The organism is Elusimicrobiaceae bacterium (assembly GCA_017520185.1).
In the GTDB taxonomy this organism is placed as follows: domain Bacteria; phylum Elusimicrobiota; class Elusimicrobia; order Elusimicrobiales; family Elusimicrobiaceae; genus Avelusimicrobium.
In genome coordinates this window covers 38,550-64,352 of record JAFXGO010000029.1, presented here as the reverse complement: position 1 = coordinate 64,352, position 25,803 = coordinate 38,550, and the positions used below count along the sequence as shown (strand labels likewise).

The 25,803-nt window shown below is 41.3% G+C and carries 27 protein-coding genes, 1 tRNA gene and 1 pseudogene; 11 read left to right on the top strand and 18 right to left on the bottom strand.

Translation table 11 applies throughout. The annotated features are described in order from the left end of the window. Positions 1–216 carry a hypothetical protein gene (locus IKL48_04370; GenBank protein ID MBR3603896.1) on the top strand — a complete coding sequence of 72 codons (216 nt, stop codon included), beginning with the start codon at positions 1–3 and terminating at the stop codon, positions 214–216. Between the two features lie 252 nt (positions 217–468). Here the strand turns inward: IKL48_04370 and IKL48_04365 are convergent. Together IKL48_04365 and IKL48_04360 are read right to left on the bottom strand one after the other, a co-directional pair. Beyond that, positions 469–544, bottom strand: a tRNA-Val gene (locus IKL48_04365). Between the two features lie 43 nt (positions 545–587). Further along, complete coding sequence (locus IKL48_04360) at positions 588–1,094, bottom strand: PaaI family thioesterase (protein ID MBR3603895.1); 507 nt, start codon at positions 1,092–1,094, stop codon at positions 588–590. A gap of 57 nt (positions 1,095–1,151) precedes the next feature. Here IKL48_04360 and IKL48_04355 point away from each other — a divergent pair, with 57 nt between their 5' ends. The 3 genes from IKL48_04355 to IKL48_04345 all read left to right on the top strand — a co-directional run bounded on the left by IKL48_04355 (position 1,152) and on the right by IKL48_04345 (position 3,312). Continuing rightward, the gene (locus tag IKL48_04355) at positions 1,152–1,766 is read left to right on the top strand and encodes a CYTH domain-containing protein (protein MBR3603894.1); all 615 of its coding nucleotides are present in this window, start codon (positions 1,152–1,154) and stop codon (positions 1,764–1,766) included. A gap of 263 nt (positions 1,767–2,029) precedes the next feature. Next, the gene (locus IKL48_04350; GenBank protein ID MBR3603893.1) at positions 2,030–2,383 is read left to right on the top strand and encodes a hypothetical protein; all 354 of its coding nucleotides are present in this window, start codon (positions 2,030–2,032) and stop codon (positions 2,381–2,383) included. A 464-nt stretch (positions 2,384–2,847) separates the two neighbouring features. Further along, positions 2,848–3,312, top strand: coding sequence for a type II secretion system protein (locus IKL48_04345; protein MBR3603892.1), 465 nt, complete (start codon positions 2,848–2,850; stop codon positions 3,310–3,312). 93 nt (positions 3,313–3,405) lie between these two features. On the opposite strand, the gene IKL48_04340 is transcribed toward IKL48_04345, so the two are convergent. Genes IKL48_04340 through IKL48_04325 form a run of 4 tightly spaced genes read right to left on the bottom strand, consistent with a single transcriptional unit; the run spans position 3,406 to position 7,766 of the window. Further along, complete coding sequence (locus tag IKL48_04340; protein MBR3603891.1) at positions 3,406–4,338, bottom strand: LytR C-terminal domain-containing protein; 933 nt, start codon at positions 4,336–4,338, stop codon at positions 3,406–3,408. Further along, on the bottom strand, positions 4,308–5,444 hold the full coding sequence (gene yqeK / locus IKL48_04335; protein ID MBR3603890.1) for a bis(5'-nucleosyl)-tetraphosphatase (symmetrical) YqeK: 1,137 nt from the start codon (positions 5,442–5,444) through the stop codon (positions 4,308–4,310). Before yqeK ends, IKL48_04340 begins: the two co-directional genes overlap by 31 nt. 4 nt (positions 5,445–5,448) lie before the next feature. Next, positions 5,449–6,741 (bottom strand): FAD-dependent oxidoreductase, encoded by a 1,293-nt coding sequence (locus tag IKL48_04330; GenBank protein MBR3603889.1) that lies wholly within the window; start codon positions 6,739–6,741, stop codon positions 5,449–5,451. Then, positions 6,738–7,766, bottom strand: a complete 1,029-nt coding sequence (locus IKL48_04325) for an undecaprenyl/decaprenyl-phosphate alpha-N-acetylglucosaminyl 1-phosphate transferase (protein MBR3603888.1) — start codon at positions 7,764–7,766, stop codon at positions 6,738–6,740. Before IKL48_04325 ends, IKL48_04330 begins: the two co-directional genes overlap by 4 nt. A 55-nt stretch (positions 7,767–7,821) precedes the next feature. Here IKL48_04325 and IKL48_04320 point away from each other — a divergent pair, with 55 nt between their 5' ends. Together IKL48_04320 and IKL48_04315 are read left to right on the top strand one after the other, a co-directional pair. Next, a complete protein-coding gene (locus IKL48_04320; GenBank protein MBR3603887.1) occupies positions 7,822–8,427 on the top strand; it encodes a hypothetical protein in 606 nt (201 codons plus the stop codon). 149 nt (positions 8,428–8,576) lie between these two features. Further along, positions 8,577–9,053 carry a prepilin-type N-terminal cleavage/methylation domain-containing protein gene (locus tag IKL48_04315; protein MBR3603886.1) on the top strand — a complete coding sequence of 159 codons (477 nt, stop codon included), beginning with the start codon at positions 8,577–8,579 and terminating at the stop codon, positions 9,051–9,053. Between the two features lie 36 nt (positions 9,054–9,089). On the opposite strand, the gene IKL48_04310 is transcribed toward IKL48_04315, so the two are convergent. The 6 genes from IKL48_04310 to IKL48_04285 all read right to left on the bottom strand — a co-directional run bounded on the left by IKL48_04310 (position 9,090) and on the right by IKL48_04285 (position 15,063). Next, positions 9,090–9,782 carry a lysophospholipid acyltransferase family protein gene (locus IKL48_04310; GenBank protein ID MBR3603885.1) on the bottom strand — a complete coding sequence of 231 codons (693 nt, stop codon included), beginning with the start codon at positions 9,780–9,782 and terminating at the stop codon, positions 9,090–9,092. Continuing rightward, complete coding sequence (locus IKL48_04305; GenBank protein ID MBR3603884.1) at positions 9,782–10,417, bottom strand: hypothetical protein; 636 nt, start codon at positions 10,415–10,417, stop codon at positions 9,782–9,784. Before IKL48_04305 ends, IKL48_04310 begins: the two co-directional genes overlap by 1 nt. Positions 10,418–10,485: 68 nt before the next feature. Then, positions 10,486–11,511, bottom strand: coding sequence for a protein translocase subunit SecF (secF, locus tag IKL48_04300; protein MBR3603883.1), 1,026 nt, complete (start codon positions 11,509–11,511; stop codon positions 10,486–10,488). Beyond that, complete coding sequence (gene secD, locus IKL48_04295) at positions 11,508–12,923, bottom strand: protein translocase subunit SecD (GenBank protein ID MBR3603882.1); 1,416 nt, start codon at positions 12,921–12,923, stop codon at positions 11,508–11,510. The genes secF and secD overlap by 4 nt, the downstream gene beginning before the upstream one ends. Continuing rightward, on the bottom strand, positions 12,923–13,234 hold the full coding sequence (gene yajC / locus IKL48_04290; protein MBR3603881.1) for a preprotein translocase subunit YajC: 312 nt from the start codon (positions 13,232–13,234) through the stop codon (positions 12,923–12,925). The genes secD and yajC overlap by 1 nt, the downstream gene beginning before the upstream one ends. An 89-nt stretch (positions 13,235–13,323) precedes the next feature. Further along, positions 13,324–15,063, bottom strand: a complete 1,740-nt coding sequence (locus IKL48_04285) for a sulfatase-like hydrolase/transferase (GenBank protein MBR3603880.1) — start codon at positions 15,061–15,063, stop codon at positions 13,324–13,326. A gap of 80 nt (positions 15,064–15,143) precedes the next feature. Between IKL48_04285 and IKL48_04280 the strand changes: the two genes are divergently transcribed. From IKL48_04280 to IKL48_04270, 3 genes and pseudogenes are all read left to right on the top strand, one after another. Further along, positions 15,144–16,895, top strand: a complete 1,752-nt coding sequence (locus IKL48_04280; GenBank protein MBR3603879.1) for a threonine--tRNA ligase — start codon at positions 15,144–15,146, stop codon at positions 16,893–16,895. Positions 16,896–16,975: 80 nt separating this feature from the next. Then, positions 16,976–18,751, top strand: coding sequence for a glycoside hydrolase family 3 protein (locus tag IKL48_04275; GenBank protein ID MBR3603878.1), 1,776 nt, complete (start codon positions 16,976–16,978; stop codon positions 18,749–18,751). 98 nt (positions 18,752–18,849) lie between these two features. After that, positions 18,850–18,987 (top strand): annotated as a pseudogene (locus IKL48_04270) (prepilin-type N-terminal cleavage/methylation domain-containing protein). A 428-nt stretch (positions 18,988–19,415) separates the two neighbouring features. Here the strand turns inward: IKL48_04270 and IKL48_04265 are convergent. From IKL48_04265 to IKL48_04255, 3 genes are all read right to left on the bottom strand, one after another. Next, positions 19,416–19,685 (bottom strand): DUF167 domain-containing protein, encoded by a 270-nt coding sequence (locus IKL48_04265; protein ID MBR3603877.1) that lies wholly within the window; start codon positions 19,683–19,685, stop codon positions 19,416–19,418. Further along, positions 19,682–20,392 carry a YggS family pyridoxal phosphate-dependent enzyme gene (locus tag IKL48_04260; GenBank protein ID MBR3603876.1) on the bottom strand — a complete coding sequence of 237 codons (711 nt, stop codon included), beginning with the start codon at positions 20,390–20,392 and terminating at the stop codon, positions 19,682–19,684. The genes IKL48_04265 and IKL48_04260 overlap by 4 nt, the downstream gene beginning before the upstream one ends. 513 nt (positions 20,393–20,905) lie before the next feature. Then, a complete protein-coding gene (locus IKL48_04255) occupies positions 20,906–21,586 on the bottom strand; it encodes a helix-turn-helix transcriptional regulator (GenBank protein ID MBR3603875.1) in 681 nt (226 codons plus the stop codon). Between the two features lie 447 nt (positions 21,587–22,033). Between IKL48_04255 and IKL48_04250 the strand changes: the two genes are divergently transcribed. Further along, positions 22,034–22,327 carry a hypothetical protein gene (locus IKL48_04250; protein MBR3603874.1) on the top strand — a complete coding sequence of 98 codons (294 nt, stop codon included), beginning with the start codon at positions 22,034–22,036 and terminating at the stop codon, positions 22,325–22,327. Positions 22,328–22,379: 52 nt separating this feature from the next. Here the strand turns inward: IKL48_04250 and IKL48_04245 are convergent, their stop codons facing one another. Together IKL48_04245 and IKL48_04240 are read right to left on the bottom strand one after the other, a co-directional pair. Continuing rightward, positions 22,380–22,964, bottom strand: coding sequence for a hypothetical protein (locus tag IKL48_04245; protein ID MBR3603873.1), 585 nt, complete (start codon positions 22,962–22,964; stop codon positions 22,380–22,382). A gap of 130 nt (positions 22,965–23,094) precedes the next feature. Next, complete coding sequence (locus tag IKL48_04240; GenBank protein MBR3603872.1) at positions 23,095–23,559, bottom strand: hypothetical protein; 465 nt, start codon at positions 23,557–23,559, stop codon at positions 23,095–23,097. A gap of 210 nt (positions 23,560–23,769) precedes the next feature. Between IKL48_04240 and IKL48_04235 the strand changes: the two genes are divergently transcribed. Continuing rightward, positions 23,770–24,357, top strand: coding sequence for an ATP-dependent Clp protease proteolytic subunit (locus IKL48_04235; GenBank protein MBR3603871.1), 588 nt, complete (start codon positions 23,770–23,772; stop codon positions 24,355–24,357). Between the two features lie 48 nt (positions 24,358–24,405). Here the strand turns inward: IKL48_04235 and IKL48_04230 are convergent, their stop codons facing one another. Then, positions 24,406–25,719: a thymidine phosphorylase gene (locus IKL48_04230; protein ID MBR3603870.1), complete on the bottom strand. Its 1,314-nt coding sequence runs from the start codon at positions 25,717–25,719 to the stop codon at positions 24,406–24,408. Positions 25,720–25,803 lie beyond the last annotated feature (84 nt).

Here is a 25,803-nt window from a genome sequence, read left to right as displayed (position 1 = left end):
ATGCTTGAAAAATTAACTTTTTGGCAAGGAGTAGTATTAGGGTTAGGTATAGGTTTTAAAAATGGTATAGATCCTGTTTTTCAAAATATCCAAAATAATCCGTATCTCTCTGCAGAGGAAAAAGAAAAAATACTGTTAGATAAATTCCTTTCAGGGTCTTTGCATGATTGTAAAACAGTGGATGATTTATTAAAACTGATAGACGATATGAGGTAAAAGAAATAGTGATTTTTTGTTTTTAATGCTTGGTTTGATGCCAGAAATTAAACGACAGAAAAGGGGGGAGTTTGAGTCGAATTTAGATCCTGCAAATTCGGCGGTTAGAGAAAAAGGCCAGTTAGGGGCCTTTTTCTTTCCTACCAAAAAGTTCTCCAAGACGGGGATAGATAAGAAAATCGGTTAAACACCGACGGGGAACCCATTAAGCAGGCAACAAAAAAGGCACTTCGTAAGAAGTGCCTTATCAAATGGTGGACCGGAAGGGACTCGAACCCCTGACCTCCTGCGTGTAAAGCAGGCGCTCTACCAACTAAGCTACCGATCCGTCTACATTTATTATAGCAAATAAATGTATTGCGTGCAAAGATTTATTCTTTTTCAGATGCAATTTCCTCTTCCACTTTGGGAGTGGTGCGGGCCCATTCTTCGGCTTCGCTGCCCCAGTTGTCCATTACTTCTTGCGGCATTTTGTATAAAAGTGCGCTGCATTTTGCACTCACACTGCCATCGGGAAGCAAGATTTCTCCTTCTACTTGCGCGCGCCCCGTTCCGTTTTTAATGACGCGTCCAATGGCCTTGAGGGGGGTGTTAGTGGGAGTCACTTTTTTATACACTACTTCTAATTTGAGGGTCACCATTAAGCGGTTAAAGTCGTTGGATAAAAGTACCGCACGACCTGCTGTTTCGTCTAAAATAGTGGCCACGATGCCACCATGTACGACGCCTGGATAAGAGCAATAATTATCGCTCAACGTAAAATCGGCTTCAATGCGGTTTTCGTCGTAATTATTAAACCATTCCATTTTTAGCCCAAACGGATTTTCCCGTCCGCAGGCAAAACATTTTAAAGAGGTTGGTTGTCTGAGTTTCTTCATAAAATATATTATACTTTTTTAAAGAAAGGCCCCGCCTGATTTTGCTACACTAATTACATGAGATCTATAGAACGAGAATTTAAATGGACCGTAGAAACGGAGCAAGATTTTGAAAGCTTTTTATCGGCTTTAACATCTGTGTTAGGGGTTGTGCCTGCACTTAAAGAAGTGAAAATTTCTGATGCTTATCTAGAAAATTCAACCGGCACTTTGTCTGCTGAAAAAGTGGCCTTGCGTATTCGTCAGATGGACAACTCTTGGGAGGCAACGCTTAAAACGCGTACTTGTTTGACAGATGGCTTGGCTTGCCGTAAGGAATTGACGCTTCCTTTGCCACCAGTACAAGATGTGAATCAAGCCCTAAGTGAACTGAAAAAGAAAAAAGAATGGGAGGGCATAAAATTGACGGATTTATGGGTAAAATTTGAAATAAAAAACGATCGCCAAATTTATGAATTTGCTTATAAATCTTCTCAATGCCAAGCCGCGTTGGACCGCTACTGTATTTATGCCGCAGCAGACACATTGCCCTGCCGAGAGATTGAGTTGGAACTGAAGGAGGGGAAAATGGAAGATTTTATGGAAATCATTTCTCTGCTAACAAAAAAAAGTGGTTTAAAAGCAGCTCAAATATCTAAGGTGGCTACTGCAGAAAAGATGCTTAAAAGATAAAATTAGGTTAAGCTAACTTTAAAAAACGCGAAAATATTTTCGCGTTTTTTTGTTTGATTGAAAAATAAAAATAGTGAGTATTTTTTTTGTGTAAAAAATTTTTTTCTCGTCGAAATAATTTTAAAAACAAATAACAACGATGAAAAAATAAGGGGACTTGAATTTTTAAAAAAGATTTTTTCAGACGGAAAAAAGTTGCATTTTAAAAAGTTTTTGTGGTATTATTTTTATGAGGTTAAAACTAATTATCTTAGGAGAAGAAAATGGCCGTTAAAAAAACCGTAAAAAAAGCCGTAGCTAAAAAACCGGCTGCCAAAAAAGTGACCGTAAAAAAAGCTGCCGTTAAAAAACCGGCTGTGAAAAAAGCCTGCGCTAAAAAAGTTTGTGCCAAAAAAGCCTGCGCTAAAAAAGCTGTAGCCAAAAAACCGGCCAAAAAAGTGACTGTAAAAAAAGCCGCTATTAAAAAACCGGTGGCCAAAAAGGCCTGTGCTAAAAAGGCCTGTGCTAAAAAAGCCGTAGCCAAAAAACCGGCTGCTAAAAAAGTGACTGTAAAAAAAGCTGCCGTTAAAAAAACGGCCGTCAAAAAACCAGCCAAAAAAGCAGCTAAAAAGAAATAAAATGTTTTAAACCAAAACCCCATCTTTTGTGATGGGGTTTTTTGTTGGAATTTTTAGATATAAAAAAACAGGGAAAAATACCAGTTTCTCCTCATCACGGAAACTCATATTTCCCCTGTTTTCCCCATTTATCCCCCATGGCAGTTCCCTTGCAGGAACGAAAATCTGTAATACGTCGGGGACTTTTGGTAAATCTATATCCTACTTTCTATACTCTTATTATAAAAGATGTTTTTGGCCCCTAACAAGCCGGAAAATTAATTAGATTTTTATCTTTTTTCGTCGGAGAGACTAACCCTCATTTTTGATAAAGTCTATTCTGGATATTATTTTGATTTTAATCGTTTTGTTTGATTATAAAATGTATTTTTTCAATGGAAAAAGAAAAACCTTGATTTAGTTTTTTTTTTATTAAACTTTATCTGTGCGAAAACTTAACAAAATGGGTAATGAAAATGAAACAAATCCGAGATAATAAAGGCTTTACACTGATAGAACTGTTGGTAGTGGTGTTGATCATCGGTATATTATCTGCTGTGGCACTGCCACAATATAATTTGGCGGTTGCTAAATCTCGTTTTACCCAAGCCGTTATTTCTGCCGAAACTATTCGCAAAGCACAAGAAATTTACTTTTTGGAAAACGGTAAATATAGTGTAGATTTAAATGAATTGGCACTGGAGCCGACCGGTTGCTCTATTCTGGAAGGAGGGCGCTGGTGTTGGAGTGAAGATTTTACGTGCTTTGTAAATGATACGCAGACGGACGGAGATGGAAATTTGGTTCCCACCGTTTATTGCTCTATGAATAAACCTAATGCGTCTTACTATGCTAAACCGCCTGCTACTACCAGGCAATGTTGGGCTGATAAAAATGATGAATTGGCAAACAGACTATGTCTGAGTATGGGGGAACTTTTACCAATTTGATTAATGGTAGTAATCGGTATAATCTTTAGTGATAAAAAACCTCCGATTTTTAAAATCGGAGGTTTTTGCAGATTGGTTAAAATAGATTGTTGGCTAAATTGGCTGTCTGAAATCCTTTCCGATGATGATACGTACATCGCAAATAGCATTACCTTGCTTCTCAGCAATGATTTCATTATTTAAACCGATAGCCGTACTGAGCTGCTTTACCTGGCTCAATCTTCCTGTGTAATCTACAATATAACTTTTGTCTTTTAGTTCACCACCGGGAAAATTTTCATAATTTAACACATCTACAAATAAAAGTCCTTTTTGATTTTTTTCTCGTAAGTATTGGGTGAGTTCCAACGCAGCCCCTTTGACACCGGATGCATTTAACACCTCTACCAACAACGGCCTATCTTTGACCGCCAATGGGGCCAAATCTTCCACCGGTTCCGGAATATAGTCTTTGGGGGCTTGTGTTTTGGCGACGGATTTTTTCTTTTTCTTCTTGTTGTCGGCTACATCTCGGACCGTAAAATCGGTAATTTCCAAACGCGTGGCCGCCATTGAAAAAAGTAAAAATTCGGCAGGGGTGAGATTGGTTCTTTTATCGTGTAATGCTGTTAAATAGTTCCCTATAAATTGGCCTATTAACATCGGGTTATAATGCCAAGCGGAGAGGATATATTTAAATTGCTCCCAATAATCGTCTCGTTTAACTGTTTTCGGCATGTAATAACGCAAAGGCCCCGCTTTAATACCGGCTTGTTCCAGCAAATCTTTGGCATTGTCTTTTATGTCTTTAGGTAATTTTTTACGTTTGACGGTATTTAAAACTATTTTGCGAGAAGATGGATTGAAAGAAAGCGTCATGCCCGGTTGAGTCAAAATAGCCATATGTAAAGTGGTGTCCTGTTTGTTTGCCAAAGCAGAAACAGTGGCGGAGGATAACTGCACATAAAAAGCCCACCCCGTCAGGGCCAGCAAGGCAAAAAGTAAAACTTTGCCGGTTAGTTGGCGCATTTTACGAGGTGATTCCATAATTCAATCCCAAGCGGACAGAGCCATTTTTGACTGTCAATGGTAAACCATAGTTTGCGGTTAGCGGCATACAGAAGGGCTTTCTCTAAATCTTGCGCCGCCAAAGTACGAATGACAAAAGCATCTTTATATTTGCGGTCTTTGGAGGAAATATCAGCCACGAATAACATTTTGCTTAGCGTCGTCATTTCCAATCTTCCCAACGTATGTTCTTTGATGGCGTCTAAAACTTCTTTATCTTTGACGCCAAATTCTTTTTTTGCAATCCAAGCCGATACGTACGAGTGCAACAAAAGCGGCTCAAAGCGGCAAATATCCTCAAAAAAGGGCACTTTTAATTTATGAGTTTTGCAAATTTTAATCAGTTCTTCACCGGAAAATCCTTTCCCGGCATCGTGCAAAATACCTGCTTGTATGGCTTTTTCTATAGGTACATCATAGATGTCGCTTAAGATGGCACACAGTTCTGCCACGTTGACGGAATGTAAATAGCGGTTAGGCTTTAAGTGGGCTTTTAACCAGCGGTGTACGGCCAAACCGTATAAATCATGTTTTAAAATCACTTTTCCGACAGCAGGAGGGATCTTGTCTTCCGGTATAGTGCCGCTGGCCAAAATATGGGCTCTGGCGCGCGTAGAAGACATTTTAGGGAAACTTCCCGGTAGAAAAATATGTTTAAAATCGGCTTTGTGTTCGCTAAAACCACGCCGTCTGCCGCCTACAACGGTAGCATTTTGAAAAATATAGGGTGCATTTTTCCATTTATGCAAATCGTTTAAGCAATCAGTACCGACCAATAAATATATTTCGGCGTTTTTATAGCGTTTCAGCAGATATTCTACCAACTGATAAGAATAGGTTTTGCCGCCACATTTAAGTTCATAATCATCAAAGACTATGTTATCGGCCAATGGGCCAAAGGCTGCTTTAGCCATTTGCATGCGCAGTTTAAAGGGAGTGGGGGATTTGTCTTTAAAAGGGGAATGATATGCCGGCACGACGTGGGCCACATCTGGTTTGACCACTCGTAGTGCTTTTTTAAGTACGGCAATATGTCCTTTATGTACGGGGTCAAAACTACCCCCAAAAACGAGTATTTTCATCATTTTATTATAACAGTTTTTGGGCTATTTCCCGCCCTTGCAAAAGGCTACGCTCCATAAAAGAATATTCCCACAGTCCATACCGTCCGCCGCAGAAACAATGGTGCTTGGATAGCCAATGTAAAATTTTATTGACGGCAGAAGCCCTGTTTTTGTCATATATACTGTATGCTACGGGCAAAGTCTGCCAGAAAGAAAGAAGGATTTTATCCTGTCTATTTATTATACCTTTTTGGATAAGGGCCTGAAAAATGGCTTTTTCCATTTCTTCGTAATTGCGTATTTTTTCAGCTGTTTCTACATAAAAAGAACTGGTGCCGGCAGGGGCATTGTGTACAGAAAAACTGCTCTGCATTCCTACGCGGTAAAAAGGCACGTTTTCTTGTGGAAAATACAACCAATGAAAAGGCTCTACGGCGCGGTTAACGGCAAAATTCAGCACATTTACGGTGGTGTGTTTGAGTTTGCGTGCTTCTGCTTTTAGGGTGGCTGGCGCGGTGCTTATTTTAATGAGTTCTTTTAAAGGTATCGTGCTGACTAACCGCTTAAAAGAAATGATTTGTCCGTTAATGTGGGCCTCTTGGCGTTTGAAATCTATTTTTTTTACTTTCGCTTTTAACCATGTGTTGGGTATTTTTTCTGCCAATGCATCCGGTACCGCCGCGCATCCGCCATGTTTAGGGTAATAAAAATAACTGTTATACCCGAAAGATTGCTTTTGTTTTTTTTGCGCTCCGCGTTGGATTTGATCTATATCCGGCTCCGGTACAAAAGAGCCACACCAATCCCACGTCATTTCTTTGGGATCGGTTTGCCAAAGTTTACGGTTATAAGGCCGCATAAAATGGCAGTAAATACCCCGACCGAACGCACGTAAACACCAATCTTCAAAAGTCTTTGGTTTGTTGTTTTTGTTTTGTAGGGCTTGTAATGCCCCTTGCAAGCATTCTTGCCGCACAGAATCAGGCAAAGCCCATAAATTGGCTTGGAAAGGAAAAGGCACCCTTTTCCCGTCAAAATCAATAAAAGCCTGTCTTTTTATTTTATTTAAATTACCTTTTAGCAAAGAGCGCATCCACTTAAGAGTATAAGGGTCTCTTAAATGTAAAAGATGCCCTGAATAGTCAAAGGTGAAGCCCTGTTGTTGTGTGCCGGCTGCCAGACCGCCGAAAAAATCATTTTTCTCTACAAGCAGATAATCTGTAAATCCCGCTTTCTCTAAATGAAAAGCCGTACTCAGGCCGGTTAAACCTCCGCCTAAGATCAAAATATCGGTTTGAATTACATTGGGGGTTTTCATGAGTGAACCTTTATTTTGGCCAAAAACAGGGAAATAATTAGAAATAAGAAAACGGAAAAGCCGCTAATGCAGGAAATGGTGAGCGTGGCGGATTTAGAAACGATGAAAGCCAAGACGTTAAATGCTATGCCCAAAAGCGAAAATAAAACTAACACATGGGTGGGTGAAAAGCCTTTTTGGCGCAAACGCAGGGCGGCATGGTCGGGGCTGCCTTTAAAGGGATTTTTGCCTTGCAAGGCGCGAATAACAGCCACAAAAGCAGTATCAAAAAGAGGTACAGCCAAAATAAACAAAGGTGTCAAAAATCCTAAAGAAGAATGTTCGCTATATCCCATACCGCAGGAGAGGGCCGCTAAGAGAAACCCCAGCATCATACTGCCGCTATCGCCTAGGAAAGTTTTTAAACGTACGGCGTGATTGTAGGGCCAAAAGGCGGCGCACGCACCGAGCATGGCCCATGCGGCAAAATTAATATAAATAACTTCAGAGGGTAGGGCTATAAGGGCCAAACCCAAAGCGCAAATCATGGCTTGGCTGACACAAAGCCCGTCTTGAATATCCAACAGATTAAAAGCATTAGTCAGGCCGACTACCCAAAAGAAAGTAATCAGGTAGCAGAGAGCGGCAGAATCAAATAAAGTAATGCGTACCCCGTAATACATCAGTATGGCTGTTGCTAAGGCTTGCCCCAAAAGTTTTATACTAACGCAGATGCCTTTTGGTTTTTGGATATCGTCGGCAAGACCCAAGAAAAAAATAACGCCTGTAGCCAACAATATACCGCGTAAACTGTGCAGTGTCCCTGTTGGGAAATCTGTGGTTAAGCGGATAAAAATCAAACTGGCCGATAGTCCCAACAACACAGCGCAACCACCCAAAACGGGTACGGCTCTTTGATGTTTTTTTAAGTGATTCGGTTTATCTAAAAAGAATGTTGCCAAAAAACGGTGCAAAAACGGCAAACTGCCTGCCGTAATGAGGCAAGCAATCAACGCAGAAAGAAGGTAAAGATAAACGGTAGTCATCTAACTTATATTATAATATTATTATCTTGCTTACCAATATAAAAAAGAGGAAAAAATGAAGAAAATAACGGTTTTGGTTTTAAGTCTGTTTTTAGGTGCGTGTGCTTCTTTGGGGGTAAAGCCGAGTTGCAGCAAGCAAGATTTGCAAACGGTGTCCTATTTTGAAGAAGGGCAAAAATTGCTCGCCTTTCGCTTTAGCGCACAGGCGCGCGGGTACCGCTTAAACGGAGTCTTGCAAGTAAAAAAAGCAGAGGGGGAAAACTTTGAAGTAATAGCTTTTGCCGCGACGGGTGCCTACCGCCTGATGACGGCACAAGTGAGCCAAAAAGGAGCCGAATTTACGTATGTATTGCCGTTGGCGGATTATGCCATTGTGCGTGGCAAGGTGGAAACTTTTTTAAAAGCACTTCTTTTTCCTCCGCAAGGGGCAAAGAGCTGCCGTGAAGAAAACGGTATATGGACCGTCTACGCAGACGGTGGCAACTATCAGTACCGAGCAGGGCAGGAATATCCGTATTTATTGACATACAAAAAAACCTTAGGCAGTGTAGCTCTTTCGTACAGTCAATACACCCCGTACGAGCAGGGGCAACTGCCGCATTATTTAAAGTATCAAGATGGAGAAATTGAGGCGGAGATGGTGCTGATTTCTCTTAGATAAATACTTTTTCACTTATCAGTATTTCTGGCACGGGGCAAAACGTAAAGTTTTACCTTGTGTGCCTTTTATGCTTAAGCGTTTTCCATATTTACGTTTCTTGATTCCGCCTTCGCCGTTCAAATGCCGATAATTTTGGTTCTTTTTTAGCAATGAAAAAAGGCTTTATGTTGATAGAAATTTTGGTCGTTGTTTTAATCATAGGAATTTTGGCGGCAATGGCTGTGCCTAAATATCAAAAAGCAGTCATCAAAAGCCGTTATGCTACTTTGAAACATTTAACAAAGTCTTTACTGCAATCTCAGCAACTTTACTATATGGCCAATGGCAGTTATACCACTTCTTTTGAAGATTTAGATTTTGAAGTAAGTGGAGGAAGAATTTCTGCCAACGATACTTCTCTTTATGTAATTTCAGATGTTGATTGTAAACTTCAAATTCATTATGTTTTTTGTAAAAATGAAAAAATCAAGATGTCTTATATAGAGCGTTATACAGGAGAAAAGGACTGTGTGGCTTATTGCAACGGATCTTTTTTTGAGCAGACCAAAAGTGTTGGTATGGAAGAAACACAAAAAGATACACCATCTATTGAGGGGGCCTCTTACGATTTTTGGTATACTTATTAAAATAAAACCCCTGCTCTTTGGAGCGGGGGTTTTTATTTATCCTTGTGTATTATCAAAAGGTTTTTTATTGATAAATTGCTCGGACAAGTCTGTCACGCGGTCAATTTCTTTCTTAATCTCTTGGGCTACTTCTTCAAAGTTGGTTTCTTTAGAGATATAAAAAGCCTTTCCATATGTTAAGGCCGTCTTGCCAAACGGCAGGGGAACGCGCATTTTATCCCAAGAGCCTACCTTGATTTTGTGGCTCAAAGCCGTTCCTACCGGAATAATGGGCAAACCCGTTTTTTGGGCTAAGAATAAAATGCCCTGTTGCACCTGATAAATCGGACCGCGCGGGCCGTCCGGCGTGAGCATGGGGTGGTACCCTTCTCTGGTGAGTTGCAAAAGTTTAATCAAGGCTCTTGCTCCGCCACGGCTGGTGCTGCCACGCACGGCCTTCATACCGAATTTGGGCAAGATACGGGCAATATATTCGCCGTCTTTGCTTAAACTGATTAAAGCGTATACTTTTTGTCCGCGGTAAGGATAGAGCAAAAAGAGTTGCTGATTGTGCCACGTGGCATAAATATAGTTTTTGCCTTCTTTTTCTAGCATTTCAAATTCTTCGGTTTTAAACCAATATATACGTGTTGTCCAGCCTAAAAACAGGGTGTACCAGTAGGCTAAGGTAGAGCCGATGACGTGCTTCCAAGAGACTTGTTTGTTTTCAGAAGGATTGGACTTTGCCATTATTTTTTTCCTTTTCGTTTCTTCTTCTGCCAAGGAATAATAAATACCACTGTGGCTTGAGGAAGAATTTTGCCGTTTTCTAAAGAGGCATCTATTTTTTCTGCTTGTACTTGTTTTAAAAGTTCGGGTAATATTTTTTCTGCGCTTTGCAGGTCAAGGCGGGGGGAATCCTTAAAAAGTTTCGGTTCCGGTGCCAGCCCTAATTTGGGTATATAAATGAATTGAGGTTCTAAGGCTTCGCATTCCTCTTTTTCTGCCTGTTCTTTGATTAAATCAGCTACGAATAAAGTAGCAGTGCGTAAAAACTCAAATAAAACAGTTTGAGAAATGAGCTGTTTAGCCGGAGACAAAGAATCTGCAAAGTCTGTGCAGTTTTTGCCCAATGTCACCGCACAGGCACTAAACATACCCTGTGCAGATGCTACTTCTGCCCCTAAATCCCATAAAACATTTTCGTTAAATTCGTACACTGTACCGGGGTCTAACTTTTGCGCAAGTTCCACCACAAAACGGGCCAAAGCAATTTCACTGTCAATGCCGGCAGCCGGCAAGTCCAACCCAAGTCGTAAAACCTTGCGCGTGATTTCCTTTTGTCGGGTACTGATTTTGAAACGTTTAATTTTACGGGTACTCATACTTTTTATAAATCCCCAATAGAGATTTGTAAAAAGGCCGGACGCACTTTCATGCGTCCGGCATAAAACTATCTTCTGTTTCTGCGGCTTTTACGCACTGCTTTTTTGGCGGTAGGTTTGGCCTGAACGGGGTTTTTTTCCGTTTCGGCGGCTACAGCCTTTTTTTCTGTTGTACGTGCTTTAGGAGCCGGTTTAGAGTCTTTGGGTAATTCTTCCAAAGCACCTTTGGTCCATACGTACACCAACGGAGTGGTTAAAGCAACGGTGGTGTAGAAACCACAGATACAACCCACCAACATGGCAAAAGAGAAGGAATTTAAGGCTTCTCCGCCAAAAAAGTACAACACAAACAACGCACCGATTACCGTAATAGAAGTAATAATCGTACGGGAGAGTGTTTCGTTGATAGAACGGTTGATGAGTTGGCCTAACGTTTCACGAGGATGCAGGCGGATGTTTTCGCGGATGCGGTCAAAGATAACGATGGTGTCGTTAATAGAGAAACCGGCTACCGTTAAGAAAGCCGCCACAACCACGAGGTCAATTTCGCGTTGGGTCAAGGCAAAAGCCACCGCCATTACAAATAAATCGTGGAACAAGGCTACCACACCAGAGGTACCCCACAAGATATTGTTAAAGCGGAAAGCCACGTAGATAATGATGAACACGAGCGAAAGGATAATAGCCCATGCGGCGCGTTCTTTCATGTTTTGACCTACGGTAGGACCTACAAAGTTGGTCTGTTCTACTACATACGGTACGTTTAAGGTTTTCAAGGCCGTTTCAATGCGCGCTTGTACTTCATTCACATTTGATTCCGTTCCTTTTTCACGTACGGCATAGGTGTTGTGGCCATAGGTTTGCAGTTCCGATTCTTGACCGGTGGCTGTCAATGCTTCGCGGATTTTGGCCATATCTACGTCTTGTTCAAATTTTACCTGTACCATCGTACCGCCGGTAAAATCAATACCTAAGTTCAACCCTTTGGTGGCAAATAAGAAAATACCTAACACAAAGATAAGGATTGAAACGGTAAAATATACTTTCCTGTATTTAAGGAAATCAATATTGGTTTTAGGGAAGAATGTCATCATAAGCTGATCTCCTTAGGATTAGAGGTAAGCATCAGTTCATAAATCGCGCGTGTCACAAATACGGCGGTGAACAAGCTGACCGTCAAACCGATGATTAAGGTCACGGCGAAACCTTTGACGGGGCCGGTACCAAATTGCATCAAACAGCAACCCACGATGATGGTGGTAATGTTGGAGTCAAAAATAGCAGACCAAGCCTTTTCATAACCCAGTTGGATAATGGTGGTGATAGGTTTGCCTAAGAGTTTTTCTTCTCTCATACGTTCGATGATCAGCACGTTGGCATCAATGGCCATGGCCAAAGACAGGATAATACCTGCAATGCCGGGTACCGTCAACGTGGCGGAGAAGTAGCTCATTACAGCCATCAAAAGGACTAAGTTCAGTACTAAAGCCACACTGGAGATAAAACCAGCCCATTTGTAGTAAATAATCATGAAGATCAAAATACCGACTAAAGCATATAAACAAGCCGATAAGCCGGATTTAATAGAGTCTTCACCCAAGGTGGGTCCGATGGTTTTCTTTTCAATGACGCGTACAGGAGCGGGTAAGGCACCTGCTTTAAGAATGATGGTCAACTGTCTGGCTTCATCTAAGGTAAAAGTACCGGAGATGCGGCCTTCTTTGCTGATGCGAGATTGAATAGTGGGAGCAGATTGAATGGTGTTGTCTAAGACGATAGCAAGCTGCTTATTGATGTTGGAGCCGGTTAATTTACCGAATTTTTTGGCACCTTCAGCATTAAAACTAAAGGATACTTCAGGGTAGCCGTTTTCTCCATACATGGTTAAGCGGGCATTTTCCAAATCAGCACCGGTGACACCGGGCTCTTTGTTCACCAGATTATATCCGCCGTCTTTAGTACGGAAAATGGTATATCCAGCCGGTAAAAGTTTGGCAATTTCCGGTTTTAATACGCCATCTTGGTCGTAAGGTTCTTCGGTTTCTTCGAGTTTGGCAATGGCTTTTTCAGCACCGGTCGTGTCGTTTTTAACGATGTGGAACTGGAGCATAGCGGTTTTTCCGATTAAGGCTTCCGCAGCTTCCGGGTTAGCCACGCCGGGCAACTGCACCAAAATCCATTTCTCGCCTTGACGAGTAATCAAGGTTTCGCCTACGCCGTATTGGTCAATGCGGTTGCGAATGATTTCGATGGCACGTGCCATAGCTTCGTTAAGCGGCTCTTTGTTGCTGAGTTTGGAAACATCCAACTCCAAGAGCAAACTGCTGCCACCGCGCAAATCCAGGCCCAAATTAAGCATCCGTTCAGGACGTTCGCCCATAGCTTCTAATTTGGTGCGTTCGGCACTGGGTTTGGAATACCAACTGTAGTTGGGATAAATTAATGCCAAAGACCCAAGCAGTACAACAATAATTACAATCCATTTAATGGCCAGCGATTTGGACATTATTTGGCTCCTCCTTGATTGACGGGGGTGATGTCAGTGGTGAAACCGACAATACCCGATTTCAAAACGGTAATTTTTACATTTTCGGCGATTTTGACTTCGATAGCATTGTCTTTAAATCCTGCTACGGTGCCAATAATACCACCGGGGAGAATGACCCCATCTCCTTTCTGTAAAGCATTTACTTTGCTCTGTCTTTCCATTTCGCGTTTTTTCTGTCCGCGTCCGGAAAACAGAATGAAGATAAACATAGCTGCCAAAATCAGGAACATAAACATGCCAGATCCGGCGCCTTGTGCTGCTGTATTCATACTGCCTCCAATTAATAAAGATACTAATACATTATGATTTTAGCATATTTCGGCGAAGATACGGCGGAGAATATTTTGCAAATAATCCTTTAGTCAACCCACATGGTGCCGATCAGGCTCAGCTCGGCTTGGTCCGCTTCTTTTTTGGAATTAAGAGGGATAATCTTTTCTCCGTCAGCTGTAGTGATTTTGACATAATCTTCCTTGATATCAAAAATACTGCGTTTGGCGGAGATATCAAACAGGCTATGCCCGAAAAAACCTTTGGGTTGCGGTAAGTTGAGTAGGTCCAAAATAGTAGGGGCTACGTCTAACTGGCTGGTAAGGTCGTTTTGAAGCAAAGGGCGGTTGATTTGGTCTTTGGTGATGACGGCAAACGGTACGCGGTCAAACACCGTTTGAAAGTTTTTAAAGAGTTTATTGGTAGGGGTGTTGGAAAAATTGGGGTGATCAGCCGTTAAAATAATAAGGGTATCATCATCAAACAAGCCTTTTTCTTGTAAATTTTTTAAGAAGATTTCCACATCTTGCCCTGCCCGACTAAAAGCACGCGGTAAAGTGGGCTGGTCATAAAACTCGGCTTGTGTTTCTTGATAAGTATGATCCAGATAGTCCAATCTTCCCAAAGGAACATGGGTGTCAACAGTGAGTAAGGTTAAGAAAGTTTTGTTATCTTTGTTTTCTTGCAAATATTCTAGCGCATACTCAAAAAGTTTGCGGTCCGTCAGTCCCCACCAAGAGATATAAGGGGCATACTCTTTGCGAGAGGAGAAATAGTTGCTTCCCTTTACGTCTTCAAATCCCGCTTGATGAAACAAAATATGTTCATCCATATATTTTTCATTGGCGCCGCGTAAAAATGCGGTGCCAAACCCCTGCTTCTTAAGTTCTTTTACCAAAGATAAGGGGTATTGATTTTCATACACCAGTTTGGCGTGAGGGTGGGAGGAAAAAAGTACGGTTAAACCGTATAGAGTAGACAATGTGACGGGGTGGAGTGTCGTACTGGGATTATTTTGGAAAATTTCATCATAACTGCGGCTGGCCGAAGCAGGGATTAACGGGTTATAGCGGTGCAAATATTTGGAGGACATGCTTTCGGTAGCGATTAAAATCACTCGTTTATAATCTTTTCCAACGCCTGTATTTTGCGCATTAAAAACATGGTATTTCTGCGCAACGGCAGTTGTTTGATCGTCAAGAGTATGTGTCACAGTGGCCTGTTGAGGTTTGGCCATCATGGAACGTATGGTGTATACCGGAGAGGGAGACATGAAATAAGTGGTCAAAAAATCATTGGGCTTAGGAAGTAAAGCCAATGGATTGGCTAATGTTAATCCTGACAAAACAATGCCGCAAACCAATACTTTTTGCCAAGATTGTTTGCAAGACATCGTGCGGAAAAGTTTGCCAACGGAGAAAAGGCAGAAAAGTAGAAAACAAGTGAAATAAGAAATCAATCTCCAATCTTTCAAAAAGCCGTAATCGGCTCCGCCTTCCATCGTTTCCAAATATTTAGCACCAAAACGTTCCTTAAAGTATAGCAATAAGGCCAAATCTGCCGTACATGCCCAGTAATAAGCATAAAGCAGGATAGCCAAAACCCATTTGTTTTTAATGCCTAGTCCGTTTAATACTCCCAAACACAGACCCAAAAAAGCAAACTCCACTACCAAACGCATCAGTAAAGCAGCTACCCATACAAAGGTGCCCTCTACACCTAGTTGATGCAGTCCAAAGGCGGTTAGGGCTATGGCCGGCAATGAAATAATCAAAAGCAACTTGTAGTTGTTTAAAAATGCAGATAAAAAAGAGAGAATGCTTTTCATAATGTATTTGGGCAGTAAGGTCCTTTATTTGATATACTTATTATATAAATTTAAGCGGGCACTCCGCTGAAGGAAAAACTATGGAAAATAATGAATTGGAAATGAAACGGCACTCTTGCGCCCATATTATGGCTGCTGCGGTGCAGCAGTTGTTCCCCGGTACCAAGCTCGGTATCGGTCCTGCCGTAGATAACGGCTTTTATTATGATTTTGATTGCACTCACGCATTCACTCCTGAAGATTTAAAAACCATCGAAACCAAAATGAAAGAGCTTATCAAAGCGCGCATTCCCTTTGAATGCAAACAGATGAGCAAAGCCGAAGCCAAAGACTTTTTTGAAAAACGCGGTGAAACCTATAAATTGGAACTCATTGAAGAGTTAAACGACGGCGAAATCACGGTCTATTTTACCGGAGATTATGCTGATTTGTGTCGTGGACCTCATGTAGAACATACGGGAAAAATCAATAATTTTAAACTTTCTGCCATTGCCGGTGCTTATTGGCGCGGTGATGAAAAAAGACCGATGTTGCAACGTATTTACGGTTTGAGCTTTAATTCTAAAGACGAACTTAACACCTATGTTAAACAACAAGAAGAAGCTGCCAAACGCGATCACCGCAAATTGGGGCCGGAATTGGATTTGTTTAGCATCAATGATCATGTGGGGCCGGGGCTTATTTTGATGCACCCCAAAGGCGGTATGTTGCGCAAAGTGTTGGAAGATTGGATTAAAAATGAAAATCTAAAACGCGGTTATGATTTGGTGGTCAGCCCGCATATTGCGCGTTTGCACCTATTTGAAATCAGCGGTCATGCCGGTTTTTATTCCGATAGTATGTTCCACCCGATGGAAGTGGATGGAGATAATTACCAAATTAAACCCATGAACTGTCCTTTCCATGTGGAAATCTATAAATCTCATTTAAGAAGCTACCGTGATTTGCCCTTGCGTTTTTCTGAGTTGGGCACAGTGTATCGTTATGAACGTTCCGGTGCTTTACACGGCCTTTTGCGTGTAAGAGGATTCACACAAGATGATGCTCACATTTTCTGCACGCCTGAACAAGTGGAAGAAGAAGTAAAGCAATGTTTTGAGTTTGCCATGCATATTTTCAAAACGTTCGGTTTTGAAAAATATGCCGTAGAACTTTCCACCCGAGACCCCGAACATCCGGAACATTTTACCGGAGACGTGGCTGATTGGGACCGTGCCGAAAGTGCCTTAAAGCGCGTGTTGGAAGCCAACAATATTGCTTATACGACCCATGCCGGAGAAGCCGCTTTCTATGGGCCGAAAATTGATATTAAAGTGATGGATGCTATTGGTCGCTTGTGGCAGTTGTCTACCATTCAGTTTGATTTTAATTTACCCCAACGCTTTGATTTGGAATATGTGGCCGCTGAAGGCCGCAAACGCCCTATCATGGTGCACCGCGCGATGTTTGGAAGTATTGAGCGTTTTACAGGTGTAATTTTGGAACACTTTGCCGGTTGGTTCCCCTTGTGGTTGGCCCCCGTACAAGCCAAAATTCTGACCTTAACGGACGATCAAATCCCGTATGCCAAAGAAGTGGCCGCTCAAATGCGTGCTGCCGGTTTGCGCCCTGAGTTGGACGTGCGCCCTGAAAAATTGGGTCTTAAAATTCGTGAGGCTCACTTACAGCGCATTCCCTATACATTTGTTATCGGGGCTAAAGAGGCGGAAAACCAAGCCGTCACCGTTCGTTTGCGCGACGGTAAAAACCTAAACGGTTTGCCGCTTTCGGAAGTGATTACTAAGATGAAAGAAGAAGTGGATACTTTCAGTTTAGAAAATCTGCTGAAATAATTGTAAGCAAAACTAAAACCTCCGCTATACAGCGGAGGTTTTTTGATAAGATGAAAGAAACTTGAGGTTAAAGAGAATTTATGAAAAAAAGCTTGGCTATCATCGGTTCTTTATTGTTGGGGGGGATATTGAATGCTTCCGCCTATTCACAAATGCAAGAATTAACCTTGCGTGAGCAAGTGGGGCAAACCATTATGCCACGCATATTAATCGGACAACAAAAAGCATTTAAAAAAGCAGTGTTGAACGGTGAGGTGACAGGATTTTTTATCAAAGCAAAAGAAGGGCTGTTGGTTCACCCTGATATTACATCTAAAAATCAAGCAAAATTTCTCAAAAAACAACGAAAAAAATTTCTTAAAACTATTTCCGATTTGAATAAATGGGCTTCAAAATCCCGTCATAAAATTCCGCTTTTGTTGGCTTTGGATTATGAAGGGGGGACGGTCACTTCTCCTATGTATATGGGATTGAAGCAAATGCCCTCTAATATGTTGTTGGCCGCCAGTGGAAAAGAGGCGGTGGTGGCTCAGATGTACGCCGCTCAAGCCCGTGAAATAAAAGCCGTAGGGGCCAATGTGGCACTGGGCCCTGTCACTGACGTCAATTCAAATCCGCTCAACCCTATTATTCAAACCCGTTCTTTTGGAGACAATGCCACGCAAGTTGGTCAATTTGCTCTTGCTGCCGTCCGGGCTTTACAGGCAGAGGGAGTGCCGGCCTTTAATAAGCATTTTCCAGGACATGGAGACACTTCTTCCGACTCTCATTATGCGCAACCCATTACTGATATGCCCGTTGAACAACTGTGGCAAAACCATTTTTCTGCTTTTCAACCTTCTGTTTTAGAGGCGCAAGGTGTGTTAAGCGCGCATGTGGTATACCCCTCTATAGATGCAGAAAATCCGGCCTCTTTTTCATCAAAAATTCTAAAAGATTTGTTGCGGAAAAAAATGAATTTCAAGGGAGTGGTTGCCACTGACGGACTGGATATGGGAGCGGTAAATGGCGCATCGGTGGAGAATTTGGTCTTACGCTCTTATAAAGCCGGCAATAATATCCTTTTGTTGAGCGGAGATGCTTCTAACGTAAAAGAAGCGCGCACTTATCCGCGTCGTGCGGCTGATTATGTGGAGAAAAGCGTAGCAACCGTACAAAATGGAGGGAAAGAAGAAGATAATGTGACGATAGAAGAAATTCTATCCTCTGCTCAGAAAGTTTTGGATTTGAAGAAGAAAATGGGATTGTTTGATTTGCCCTCCGTTGCCAATGAAGATACGGGTTTTGAGGAAGCGGCTCTTTTGGCGGCACAAGAAGGGGTGACGCTGGTAAGAGATGAGCAATACTTAGTTCCGCTGAAAGATGATATCAAAGAAATTTGCACAGTATTTTTTGCAGACGGTATTTTTAGTTTACAACTGAAGTCTTTTAATGATTATCTGATGATGAACGGAAAAAATGTTTCCAGCGTTTTTGCCGCGCGCACCCCTACTCAAAAAAACAAGCAAGCCATAGGTGCTTGCGTAGACAAGGCTCAAATGGTAGTGGTGGGCACTTCACGCACCGGTGCTATGGACAAAAAACAATATGAAACGGTACTTTCTTTGTTGGAGATAACTCAACAAAAAGCCCAACCGGTGGTATTGATTTCTTTGTTAAATCCGTATGAAATTCCGTTGTATCCGACGGCTCAAACGGTCTTTGCTTTATATGGTGCAACTCAACCCGCCATGCAGACTGCGGCCCAAATACTGCTGGGGCATGCAAAAGCTAACGGGAAACTGCCGGTTCAATTAACTAGTAAAGAAGCAATTTTTACAGATAAAAAACAAATAGGAGAGCTCCGCCAACCTTAATGCATATCTTGCTTGATTAGTTTGTAAATTGAGTGAAATTTCTGAAAAAATTAGACAAAATTTTTTTTATTGTTTAAAATATCGCAATGGTGATAAAAATGAAAAAATTATTAAAAAACAACAGAGGTTTTACCTTGATTGAATTATTAGTTATAGTGCTTATTATCGGTATTTTGGCGGGAGTGGCTTTACCGCAGTATACCAGAGCGGTGGAGAAGTCACGCGCTACGGAAGCGTGGGCAACCATCAAATCCATCAACGATGCTTTGAGTGTTAGAAATATGGAAATGGGCACATTTGAACAACGTTATCCGTTTGATGAGTTGTCTGTATCCTTTACTGATAAAAATGGCAATGCGGCTACGGGCTATTCTTTTCAAAAGGAACACTACTCATATACAATAGAAAATACTGAATCCGGAAGAAGAAACAGTGGTTCTTTCGCTGTTAATAATAGATTGGGTTTTGTGCTTAGCATTTTGGATGAAAAAAGATACTGCTATGGTGAAAATTGTAAAGATTTAGGTTTTTCTACAGCCGGCAGTGGTTGTACTTCCGGTTATGGGGCATATTTAAATACTTCAGACTGTTTTGTAGATTAAAAAATATTAAATAAAAAAAGCCCACATTAATGTGGGCTTTTTTAGTGAAATAAAAGTGTTGTTTAGGGAATAGAATCCATAATTTGGCGAAGTTCTTCTTCGCTTTTGTCGCGCACTTCTACGGTTTTTTCTTTGCCTTTAGCACCTTTTAAGATAATGATTTGATCTTCTTTTACAGCAAAGAAATCAGCCAAGAAAGTTTTCATGATGGCATTGGCCGGATCATCATCCACTTTTTTATTTTTAATTTTCATGCGCAGTACACTGCCAATACGGCTGATAATTTCATTGCGTCCAGTTGTAGTAGGAATGACGCGGACCTTTATAATCATACTTCCTCCCGATATTCGGCAAACAGCATACTGCCAATTCTTGGTAATGTAGCCCCTTCTTCAATAGCTACATCAAAATCATTACTCATGCCCAAAGATAGATAGCGGTGCTCTAACATGGGCGGAAAATCTCTATCAAAAGCCATTTTTATTTGTTTAAACAGTGGACGTAATAAACACGTCTCTTGCGTTTGCGGAGCGATGGCCATGTATCCGCAGGGTATTAAATGAGGCAACTTTTGTATTTGCTGAAGCAAAGACGGAGCCTGCTGCAAATTAACACCGGACTGTGTTTCTCGTTGTGTCAGTTTTATTTGCACCATGACAAATATTTTCTTGCCCAATTTTTCCGCTTGTTCATTAAGAGATTGGGCGGTTTTTATATCGTCAATAGAGTCAATAAAATCAAAGAGTTCGGCCGCTTGTGCCACTTTATTTTTTTGCAAATGGCCAATAAAGTGTTTGTAAACGCGATATTTGCTAAAGGCTGCACTTTTCCAACGAGCCACCGCTTGTTGCACACGGCTTTCACCTATGTGAGCAATTTTGCCGGTTTCTAATAAGGCCAAAACATCAGCGTCTGTAGCGTACTTTGTGACGGCTAAGAGTTTTACTTTTTTTTCGTCACGTCCGCTTTTGTGGCAAGATTCTCTTATAGCGGTTTGAATTTTTGATAAATTATAACTAACTTTTTCCGCTGCATTCATAAAAACCCTTGACATATTATATCAAAATTTACTTAAATCCACAATTTTTAGAAAAATTACAGAGGATAAATAAAAAAGAGCCCTCCGCATATACCGCTTGCGGAGGACTCTAGGTCGACTCTATCATTTTTTTTCCTTCCTCTGGAGTAGGAATCAGGGTCATAGAACAGTTGGCATGTTCTTGGCAAAGAGGCCTAAACCACCGATCCAAATCTCAAGCACCCCCGACCCTATTGATCGGGACTCGAGCGCGTGAACCGGCCACTCTGTTTTCAGCACTTCCCTGCATAATAAAAGAACATTTTTTCTGTTTCAAAGCCGTGTACTTACGCTTCTGCGCTCTTCGCGCTCTCCACCGGCACGACCCGATCAGTTTGTGCATTCTTTGTCGCCTTACATCACTGGGTAAGACTGGCACCGTTTGCAATTTTCTGTCCCACATTCCCCAACCCTTCTTTGAGGATACTAACAGTATAATTGTTTTTCTAAAAAAAACAAGGGGTCAAAAAAGGGTTATTCGGGGGTTGAAATGCGACGAACGATAATGCCAACGGTTTTTTTGATTTGTTTTTTTTGCTGTTCCGAAAGTCCTTCAATGGTATTTTGTTGCGTTATTTTTCCGTAGACATATTTTCCGTTTTCTAAAAGATAAAGAACCGTATTGCCGATAGAGGTCTCCGAGCAGGGTTTGATAAAACACAGGTCTTCTGTTTCAGATACCCCTTGAAACCCAGCCTTGACGGAGGGAATAATATATTTTGTACCCAATGCATACCTGCGAGGAATGCTCCACCATTCTAACACTTCATCTTCGTTATATTGGGGGAAATCTTTGGGAATTGCATTAAAAAAAGGCACCTGTACACTATTGCTTTGAGCAGGGGAGTAATTCGTTGTGTTATCTGTCCCATAATAAGAAGAATCGAAGTCTTTTTCACGTAAGCAATGTTGCATTTCAGATGAAGGTATATGATAAACGGTGCTATGCGGTTCAAAAAGTTTAAAGACATTATATATGTCCATGTTGAACAGGGTGGCTATTTGGGCGGCATATCCTTTGGAGGGGCGACGTTTTCCTGTAGCCCATAATGCAGTGGTAGCGGTGGATACCCCTAGTTTTTTTGCTAACTTTGCTTGTGCCCCACGCAAGACCCCGTTGTTCCATTTTTCTAATTGTTTTTCGAATTTATTCATGTGTTCCTCCAAATATAGATAGCGGAAAAAATGAAATAATAAGAAAAACTTGACAAATATTAACAAAACTTACTATGCTAACATTATACAAGGCAAGTATATATGCGTTTTGTTAATCTTCGGACGGACACTTCCTTTGTGTGAGCGGGAAAAGAGCAGGGCTCTGCTCTGGTATCATAGCCTAGTGATATGTTGTTTTCCCAACGTCCCGACCGCATAATTTTTCCGAATCTATGCGGTCTTATTCTACCAAATAAAAACTGACTTGAGTTAGCAAAGTTAAAAAAGTAATCAAAAAACTTAAGTTGTTTTTAACATTTTGCTAACTCTGTTAGTTTTTTTCACAAAAAATGATTTTATTTTCTCGACTACTACAAATTTTGTTTTTATGTTGGTTGGTCTACGCCATTTTTAATGAATGGCAAGAAATGTCTTGATCTGTTTGATATGAAATATTTAAAGCGGAGGGATAAAATTTGGCTAGAAAATCTTATATTTTATCAGGCAGAAATTTTTTGTAAAAATATAACTGCTTGTGAGGGGATTTTGGTGGTAGAAGACGAAGGCCTGCTGGGAAAACTGGCTGAGGTGTATAATCTTATTTTTTCTCAAGAAAATAAAAAGTTTCTTGAGGATGATATAGAGGAAAGCCGCATTATCCGGAAAAAATTTTTAAAAGAATATAAAGAGGAAAAAAATAAAAACCCCACTTTAAACGGTTTTTTCTTAAACCCAAAATAAAACATCCTTCCCAGATAGGAAAGGATGCTTTATTTTTCTGTGTAAATCCAAATTATTTGTGATTATGGCCGCTTAATGCCACTTGCTGCGGTGTGCGTCCACAATCGGGGCAACGGGTATTGTCGGCAGGGCAAGAAGATACATTTGCTTGATTTGCCTTAGTCGTTGAGACTGTGGAATTGTTTTTGGTGGGGTCAGAAGAGGCATTCTCTTCGGTTTGAGGCATATAGTATACAGCCTTATGGTTCCGAGAACAAAAATTTCTGCTCATAGATACTTTTCTACCACATTCCGGACAATTCCAAAAAGCAGACTCTTGAACAGATTGCTCTTCTTCGACAGGCATTAACAGAATGGGTTTGTGATGATTGCTGCATTTGCTGCCTGCGGGTAAGCGTTTGCCACACTCCGGACAGATGACCATTTTTTTATCTTCGGGATTTTCATCTTGCATAAGAGGCTCTGCTTCTGTTTGTGCAGAAATCTGAGAAGTTTCCTGGCTATGTTTAAGAGAAGCGGAAATATTTTCTCTTTCGATGGCGTTATTAAAAGCAGAAGAAACAGCTTGTAGGGATTTTGCTTGGGCGACGTTTGCAAAAATAGCAACCGATAGTAATAGGAATATTTTTTTAATCATAAATTTAGTCTCCTTAACAAATTTTATCAATTTTTATTAAGAAACAGTTTTTTGCTACAGTATTAAAATTTTTTAAAAGTTTGCTATAAAAAACCCCGCACCTTGAGCGCGGGGTTTCTTTAAGGTAAATTTATTTGTCAGAGCCTGCATGTCTTGTAGCAGCTTTTGCATTGGCTCTATCTAAAGCAGCACCAAAACCTTCACCAGCGCGCATCATGGCACCTTCGCGACCATATACTCTGCCTTGAGAAGCATTGTTGGGGGTTGCATTAGTTTTTTTGGCAGGTTGAGCATTTTGTTTGCCACTTTCTCTGATGACGGTTTGCATACCTTCGCCGGCACGCATCATAGCACCTTCACGACCGGAAACACGACCGTTGCTGGCAGATTGGCAGAAAGCATCAGCACATTTTTTGAAAAATCCTACAACTTTATCCCAACCATCTTCATTGGCGTTGGCAGAAGGGGCAGCAACTTCAGCAGTATTAGAAACGGCAGATCCGTTAGCGGCAGCCTCTTTGGCATAAGCATTTTGCGCAACGCAAGAAACTGCCAAAATGCAGAAAGTAGCTAAAATCATTTTTTTCATATTCATTGTTTTTTTCTCCATTGTTTGGTTTGTTTTACTGTCTACAATTAAAATTTTATAAAAATAGATGCTGAAAACTAAAGCGAAATTTGGACCCATTTCGGAGGGGGAAATAGGACCTATTTTTTTATAGGACCTTCGACGAAGAAAACCCTGTGCGAAAAAAATAGAATTATCGTATAATAAAAAAAAGACTATATTTTGTGAGGAAAAATAATGATTATACCTACCATTATTGAAAAAAATGTCGGCTACGATATTTTTTCGCGCTTGCTCAAAGACCGCATTATTTTTGTAGGCGGCAGAGAGGGGGAAGTGGACACCGCCAGCGCCAATATGATTATTGCCCAACTGCTATATCTAGATGCGGAAGATTCTCAACGGGAAATTAACCTTTACATCAACTCTCCCGGCGGTATGGTGACGGCCGGACTGGCAATTTATGACACCATGCAATTTATCAAAGCTCCAATTACCACTATCTGCATGGGGCAGGCCATGAGTTTTGGTGCGGTGTTATTGGCCGCCGGTTCAAAGGGACGCCGTTATGCTTTGCCGCATAGCCGTATTATGATTCACCAACCCTTAATTTGGGGCGGCGGTATTTCCGGACAAGTGACAGATATTGAAATTGAGGCGCGTGAACTTCATGACAATAAAGAACATTTGTTGGATATTTTGGCCAAACATACGGGCCAACCCAAAGAAAAAATTCGTCAAGACAGCGAGAGAAACTATTACCTCTCTGCTCACGAAGCCAAAGAATATGGCATTATTGATGAAGTGCTGGAATTAAAAAAATAAATAAGTGATTTTAAAACCCCCGTCTAGAAAATAGACGGGGGTTTTGTTTTATTTAATTACTTCTTCTATTAGTTTATAAGGCTTAGGTTTGGTGGCGGTTATTTTGACTGCTTTGGCAAAAAGATCTGCTCCTGCGGCCAAGCGTTTTTTGTCAGAAGCATACAAAACGGCAATAACATTCCCTTTTTGTACGGATTCTCCTGCTTTTTTGCTCAGCCAAATACCGGCCCCGTAGTCTATCTCGTCTTCCATCGTGTTGCGGCCGGCCCCTAAAAGCACTCCTGCCACACCGGCAGTTTTGGCATCAATAAAAGAGATATATCCTTTTTTATCAGCCTTAAACTCCAATTTCAGTTTGGCATTGTGTAAGTATTTTTCGGGATGGTCGGCAATGTCGGGATTGCTGCCCTGCCACTTAAGCATTTGACGGAATTTCTCTAAGGCAGAGCCGTCTTCAATATATTTTTCCAACAATGCGCGGGCTTTGTCTAAATTCTTCTCTTTACCGCTGATAACCAACATATGAGCACCTTCCTCAATTAAGAGCTCATAAAAATCCGGTGCTAAGTGACGGTTCCCTTTTAAAATTTCAATGGTTTGATAAATTTCATTTGCATTGCCGATAGCGCGGCCTAACGGTTGGTCCATGTAGGTAATTAATGCGCGGCAATTTAAACCCAAAAGTTTAGCGGTAGCCACTAAGGCTTTGGCCAGTTTGCGGCTATCGGCCAGTTTTTGCATAAAAGCACCGGAGCCGTACTTTACGTCCATGAGTAAACTTTCTACCCCTTCGGCGTATTTTTTAGAAAGAATGCTGGCCACAATAAGAGGACGGCTTTCTACACTGCCTGAAGCATCCCGCAAGGAATAAAGTTTCCGGTCGGCAGGGGCCAGATCTTTGGTTTGGCCGAACATACACATTCCCAATTTTTCTATTTGTTTATGAATGGATTTGGCGGGAATGCGTATTTGAAATCCTTTCATCGCTTCCAATTTATCCAGAGTGCCGCCGGTATGTCCTAAGCCTCGTCCGGACATCATGGGTATGGCTACACCGGCACAAGCCACCAACGGAGCCAATGCCAAAGAGATTCCGTCCCCTACGCCACCGGTGGAATGTTTGTCCACTTTAGGCATTTTGATTTTTGAAAAATCTAATCTATCGCCCGAATGAGCCATTGCTTTGGTTAAAAGGGCTGTTTCTTTATCGCTTAGCGGATTTAAGAAACAAGCCATCAAAAAAGCCGACAGCTGATAATCGGGTACAGTCCCTTTTGCTGCGGCTTGCGCTACAAAATTAAATTCTTCTTCGTTTAACGTTTGTCCATTGCGTTTTTTAATAATGACGTCCAACATTCTCATAGTGTACGTCCTCCTCCACGCCATAGATAGGGTGGAACTTCAGCATAGCATATTAGACGGAAAAAGAAAAGGTTTTTTATAAAA

What these genes read in the sequence shown, in the direction of transcription:
- IKL48_04370 (MBR3603896.1), top strand. Translation starts at nt 1, where the DNA reads ATGCTTGAAAAATTAACTTTTTGGCAAGGAGTAGTATTAGGGTTAGGT.
- IKL48_04360 (MBR3603895.1), bottom strand. Translation starts at nt 1,094, where the DNA reads ATGAAGAAACTCAGACAACCAACCTCTTTAAAATGTTTTGCCTGCGGA.
- IKL48_04355 (MBR3603894.1), top strand. Translation starts at nt 1,152, where the DNA reads ATGAGATCTATAGAACGAGAATTTAAATGGACCGTAGAAACGGAGCAA.
- IKL48_04350 (MBR3603893.1), top strand. Translation starts at nt 2,030, where the DNA reads ATGGCCGTTAAAAAAACCGTAAAAAAAGCCGTAGCTAAAAAACCGGCT.
- IKL48_04340 (MBR3603891.1), bottom strand. Translation starts at nt 4,338, where the DNA reads ATGGAATCACCTCGTAAAATGCGCCAACTAACCGGCAAAGTTTTACTT.
- yqeK (MBR3603890.1), bottom strand. Translation starts at nt 5,444, where the DNA reads ATGATGAAAATACTCGTTTTTGGGGGTAGTTTTGACCCCGTACATAAA.
- IKL48_04330 (MBR3603889.1), bottom strand. Translation starts at nt 6,741, where the DNA reads ATGAAAACCCCCAATGTAATTCAAACCGATATTTTGATCTTAGGCGGA.
- IKL48_04325 (MBR3603888.1), bottom strand. Translation starts at nt 7,766, where the DNA reads ATGACTACCGTTTATCTTTACCTTCTTTCTGCGTTGATTGCTTGCCTC.
- IKL48_04320 (MBR3603887.1), top strand. Translation starts at nt 7,822, where the DNA reads ATGAAGAAAATAACGGTTTTGGTTTTAAGTCTGTTTTTAGGTGCGTGT.
- IKL48_04315 (MBR3603886.1), top strand. Translation starts at nt 8,577, where the DNA reads ATGAAAAAAGGCTTTATGTTGATAGAAATTTTGGTCGTTGTTTTAATC.
- IKL48_04310 (MBR3603885.1), bottom strand. Translation starts at nt 9,782, where the DNA reads ATGGCAAAGTCCAATCCTTCTGAAAACAAACAAGTCTCTTGGAAGCAC.
- IKL48_04305 (MBR3603884.1), bottom strand. Translation starts at nt 10,417, where the DNA reads ATGAGTACCCGTAAAATTAAACGTTTCAAAATCAGTACCCGACAAAAG.
- secF (MBR3603883.1), bottom strand. Translation starts at nt 11,511, where the DNA reads ATGATGACATTCTTCCCTAAAACCAATATTGATTTCCTTAAATACAGG.
- secD (MBR3603882.1), bottom strand. Translation starts at nt 12,923, where the DNA reads ATGTCCAAATCGCTGGCCATTAAATGGATTGTAATTATTGTTGTACTG.
- yajC (MBR3603881.1), bottom strand. Translation starts at nt 13,234, where the DNA reads ATGAATACAGCAGCACAAGGCGCCGGATCTGGCATGTTTATGTTCCTG.
- IKL48_04285 (MBR3603880.1), bottom strand. Translation starts at nt 15,063, where the DNA reads ATGAAAAGCATTCTCTCTTTTTTATCTGCATTTTTAAACAACTACAAG.
- IKL48_04280 (MBR3603879.1), top strand. Translation starts at nt 15,144, where the DNA reads ATGGAAAATAATGAATTGGAAATGAAACGGCACTCTTGCGCCCATATT.
- IKL48_04275 (MBR3603878.1), top strand. Translation starts at nt 16,976, where the DNA reads ATGAAAAAAAGCTTGGCTATCATCGGTTCTTTATTGTTGGGGGGGATA.
- IKL48_04265 (MBR3603877.1), bottom strand. Translation starts at nt 19,685, where the DNA reads ATGATTATAAAGGTCCGCGTCATTCCTACTACAACTGGACGCAATGAA.
- IKL48_04260 (MBR3603876.1), bottom strand. Translation starts at nt 20,392, where the DNA reads ATGAATGCAGCGGAAAAAGTTAGTTATAATTTATCAAAAATTCAAACC.
- IKL48_04255 (MBR3603875.1), bottom strand. Translation starts at nt 21,586, where the DNA reads ATGAATAAATTCGAAAAACAATTAGAAAAATGGAACAACGGGGTCTTG.
- IKL48_04250 (MBR3603874.1), top strand. Translation starts at nt 22,034, where the DNA reads ATGAAATATTTAAAGCGGAGGGATAAAATTTGGCTAGAAAATCTTATA.
- IKL48_04245 (MBR3603873.1), bottom strand. Translation starts at nt 22,964, where the DNA reads ATGATTAAAAAAATATTCCTATTACTATCGGTTGCTATTTTTGCAAAC.
- IKL48_04240 (MBR3603872.1), bottom strand. Translation starts at nt 23,559, where the DNA reads ATGAATATGAAAAAAATGATTTTAGCTACTTTCTGCATTTTGGCAGTT.
- IKL48_04235 (MBR3603871.1), top strand. Translation starts at nt 23,770, where the DNA reads ATGATTATACCTACCATTATTGAAAAAAATGTCGGCTACGATATTTTT.
- IKL48_04230 (MBR3603870.1), bottom strand. Translation starts at nt 25,719, where the DNA reads ATGAGAATGTTGGACGTCATTATTAAAAAACGCAATGGACAAACGTTA.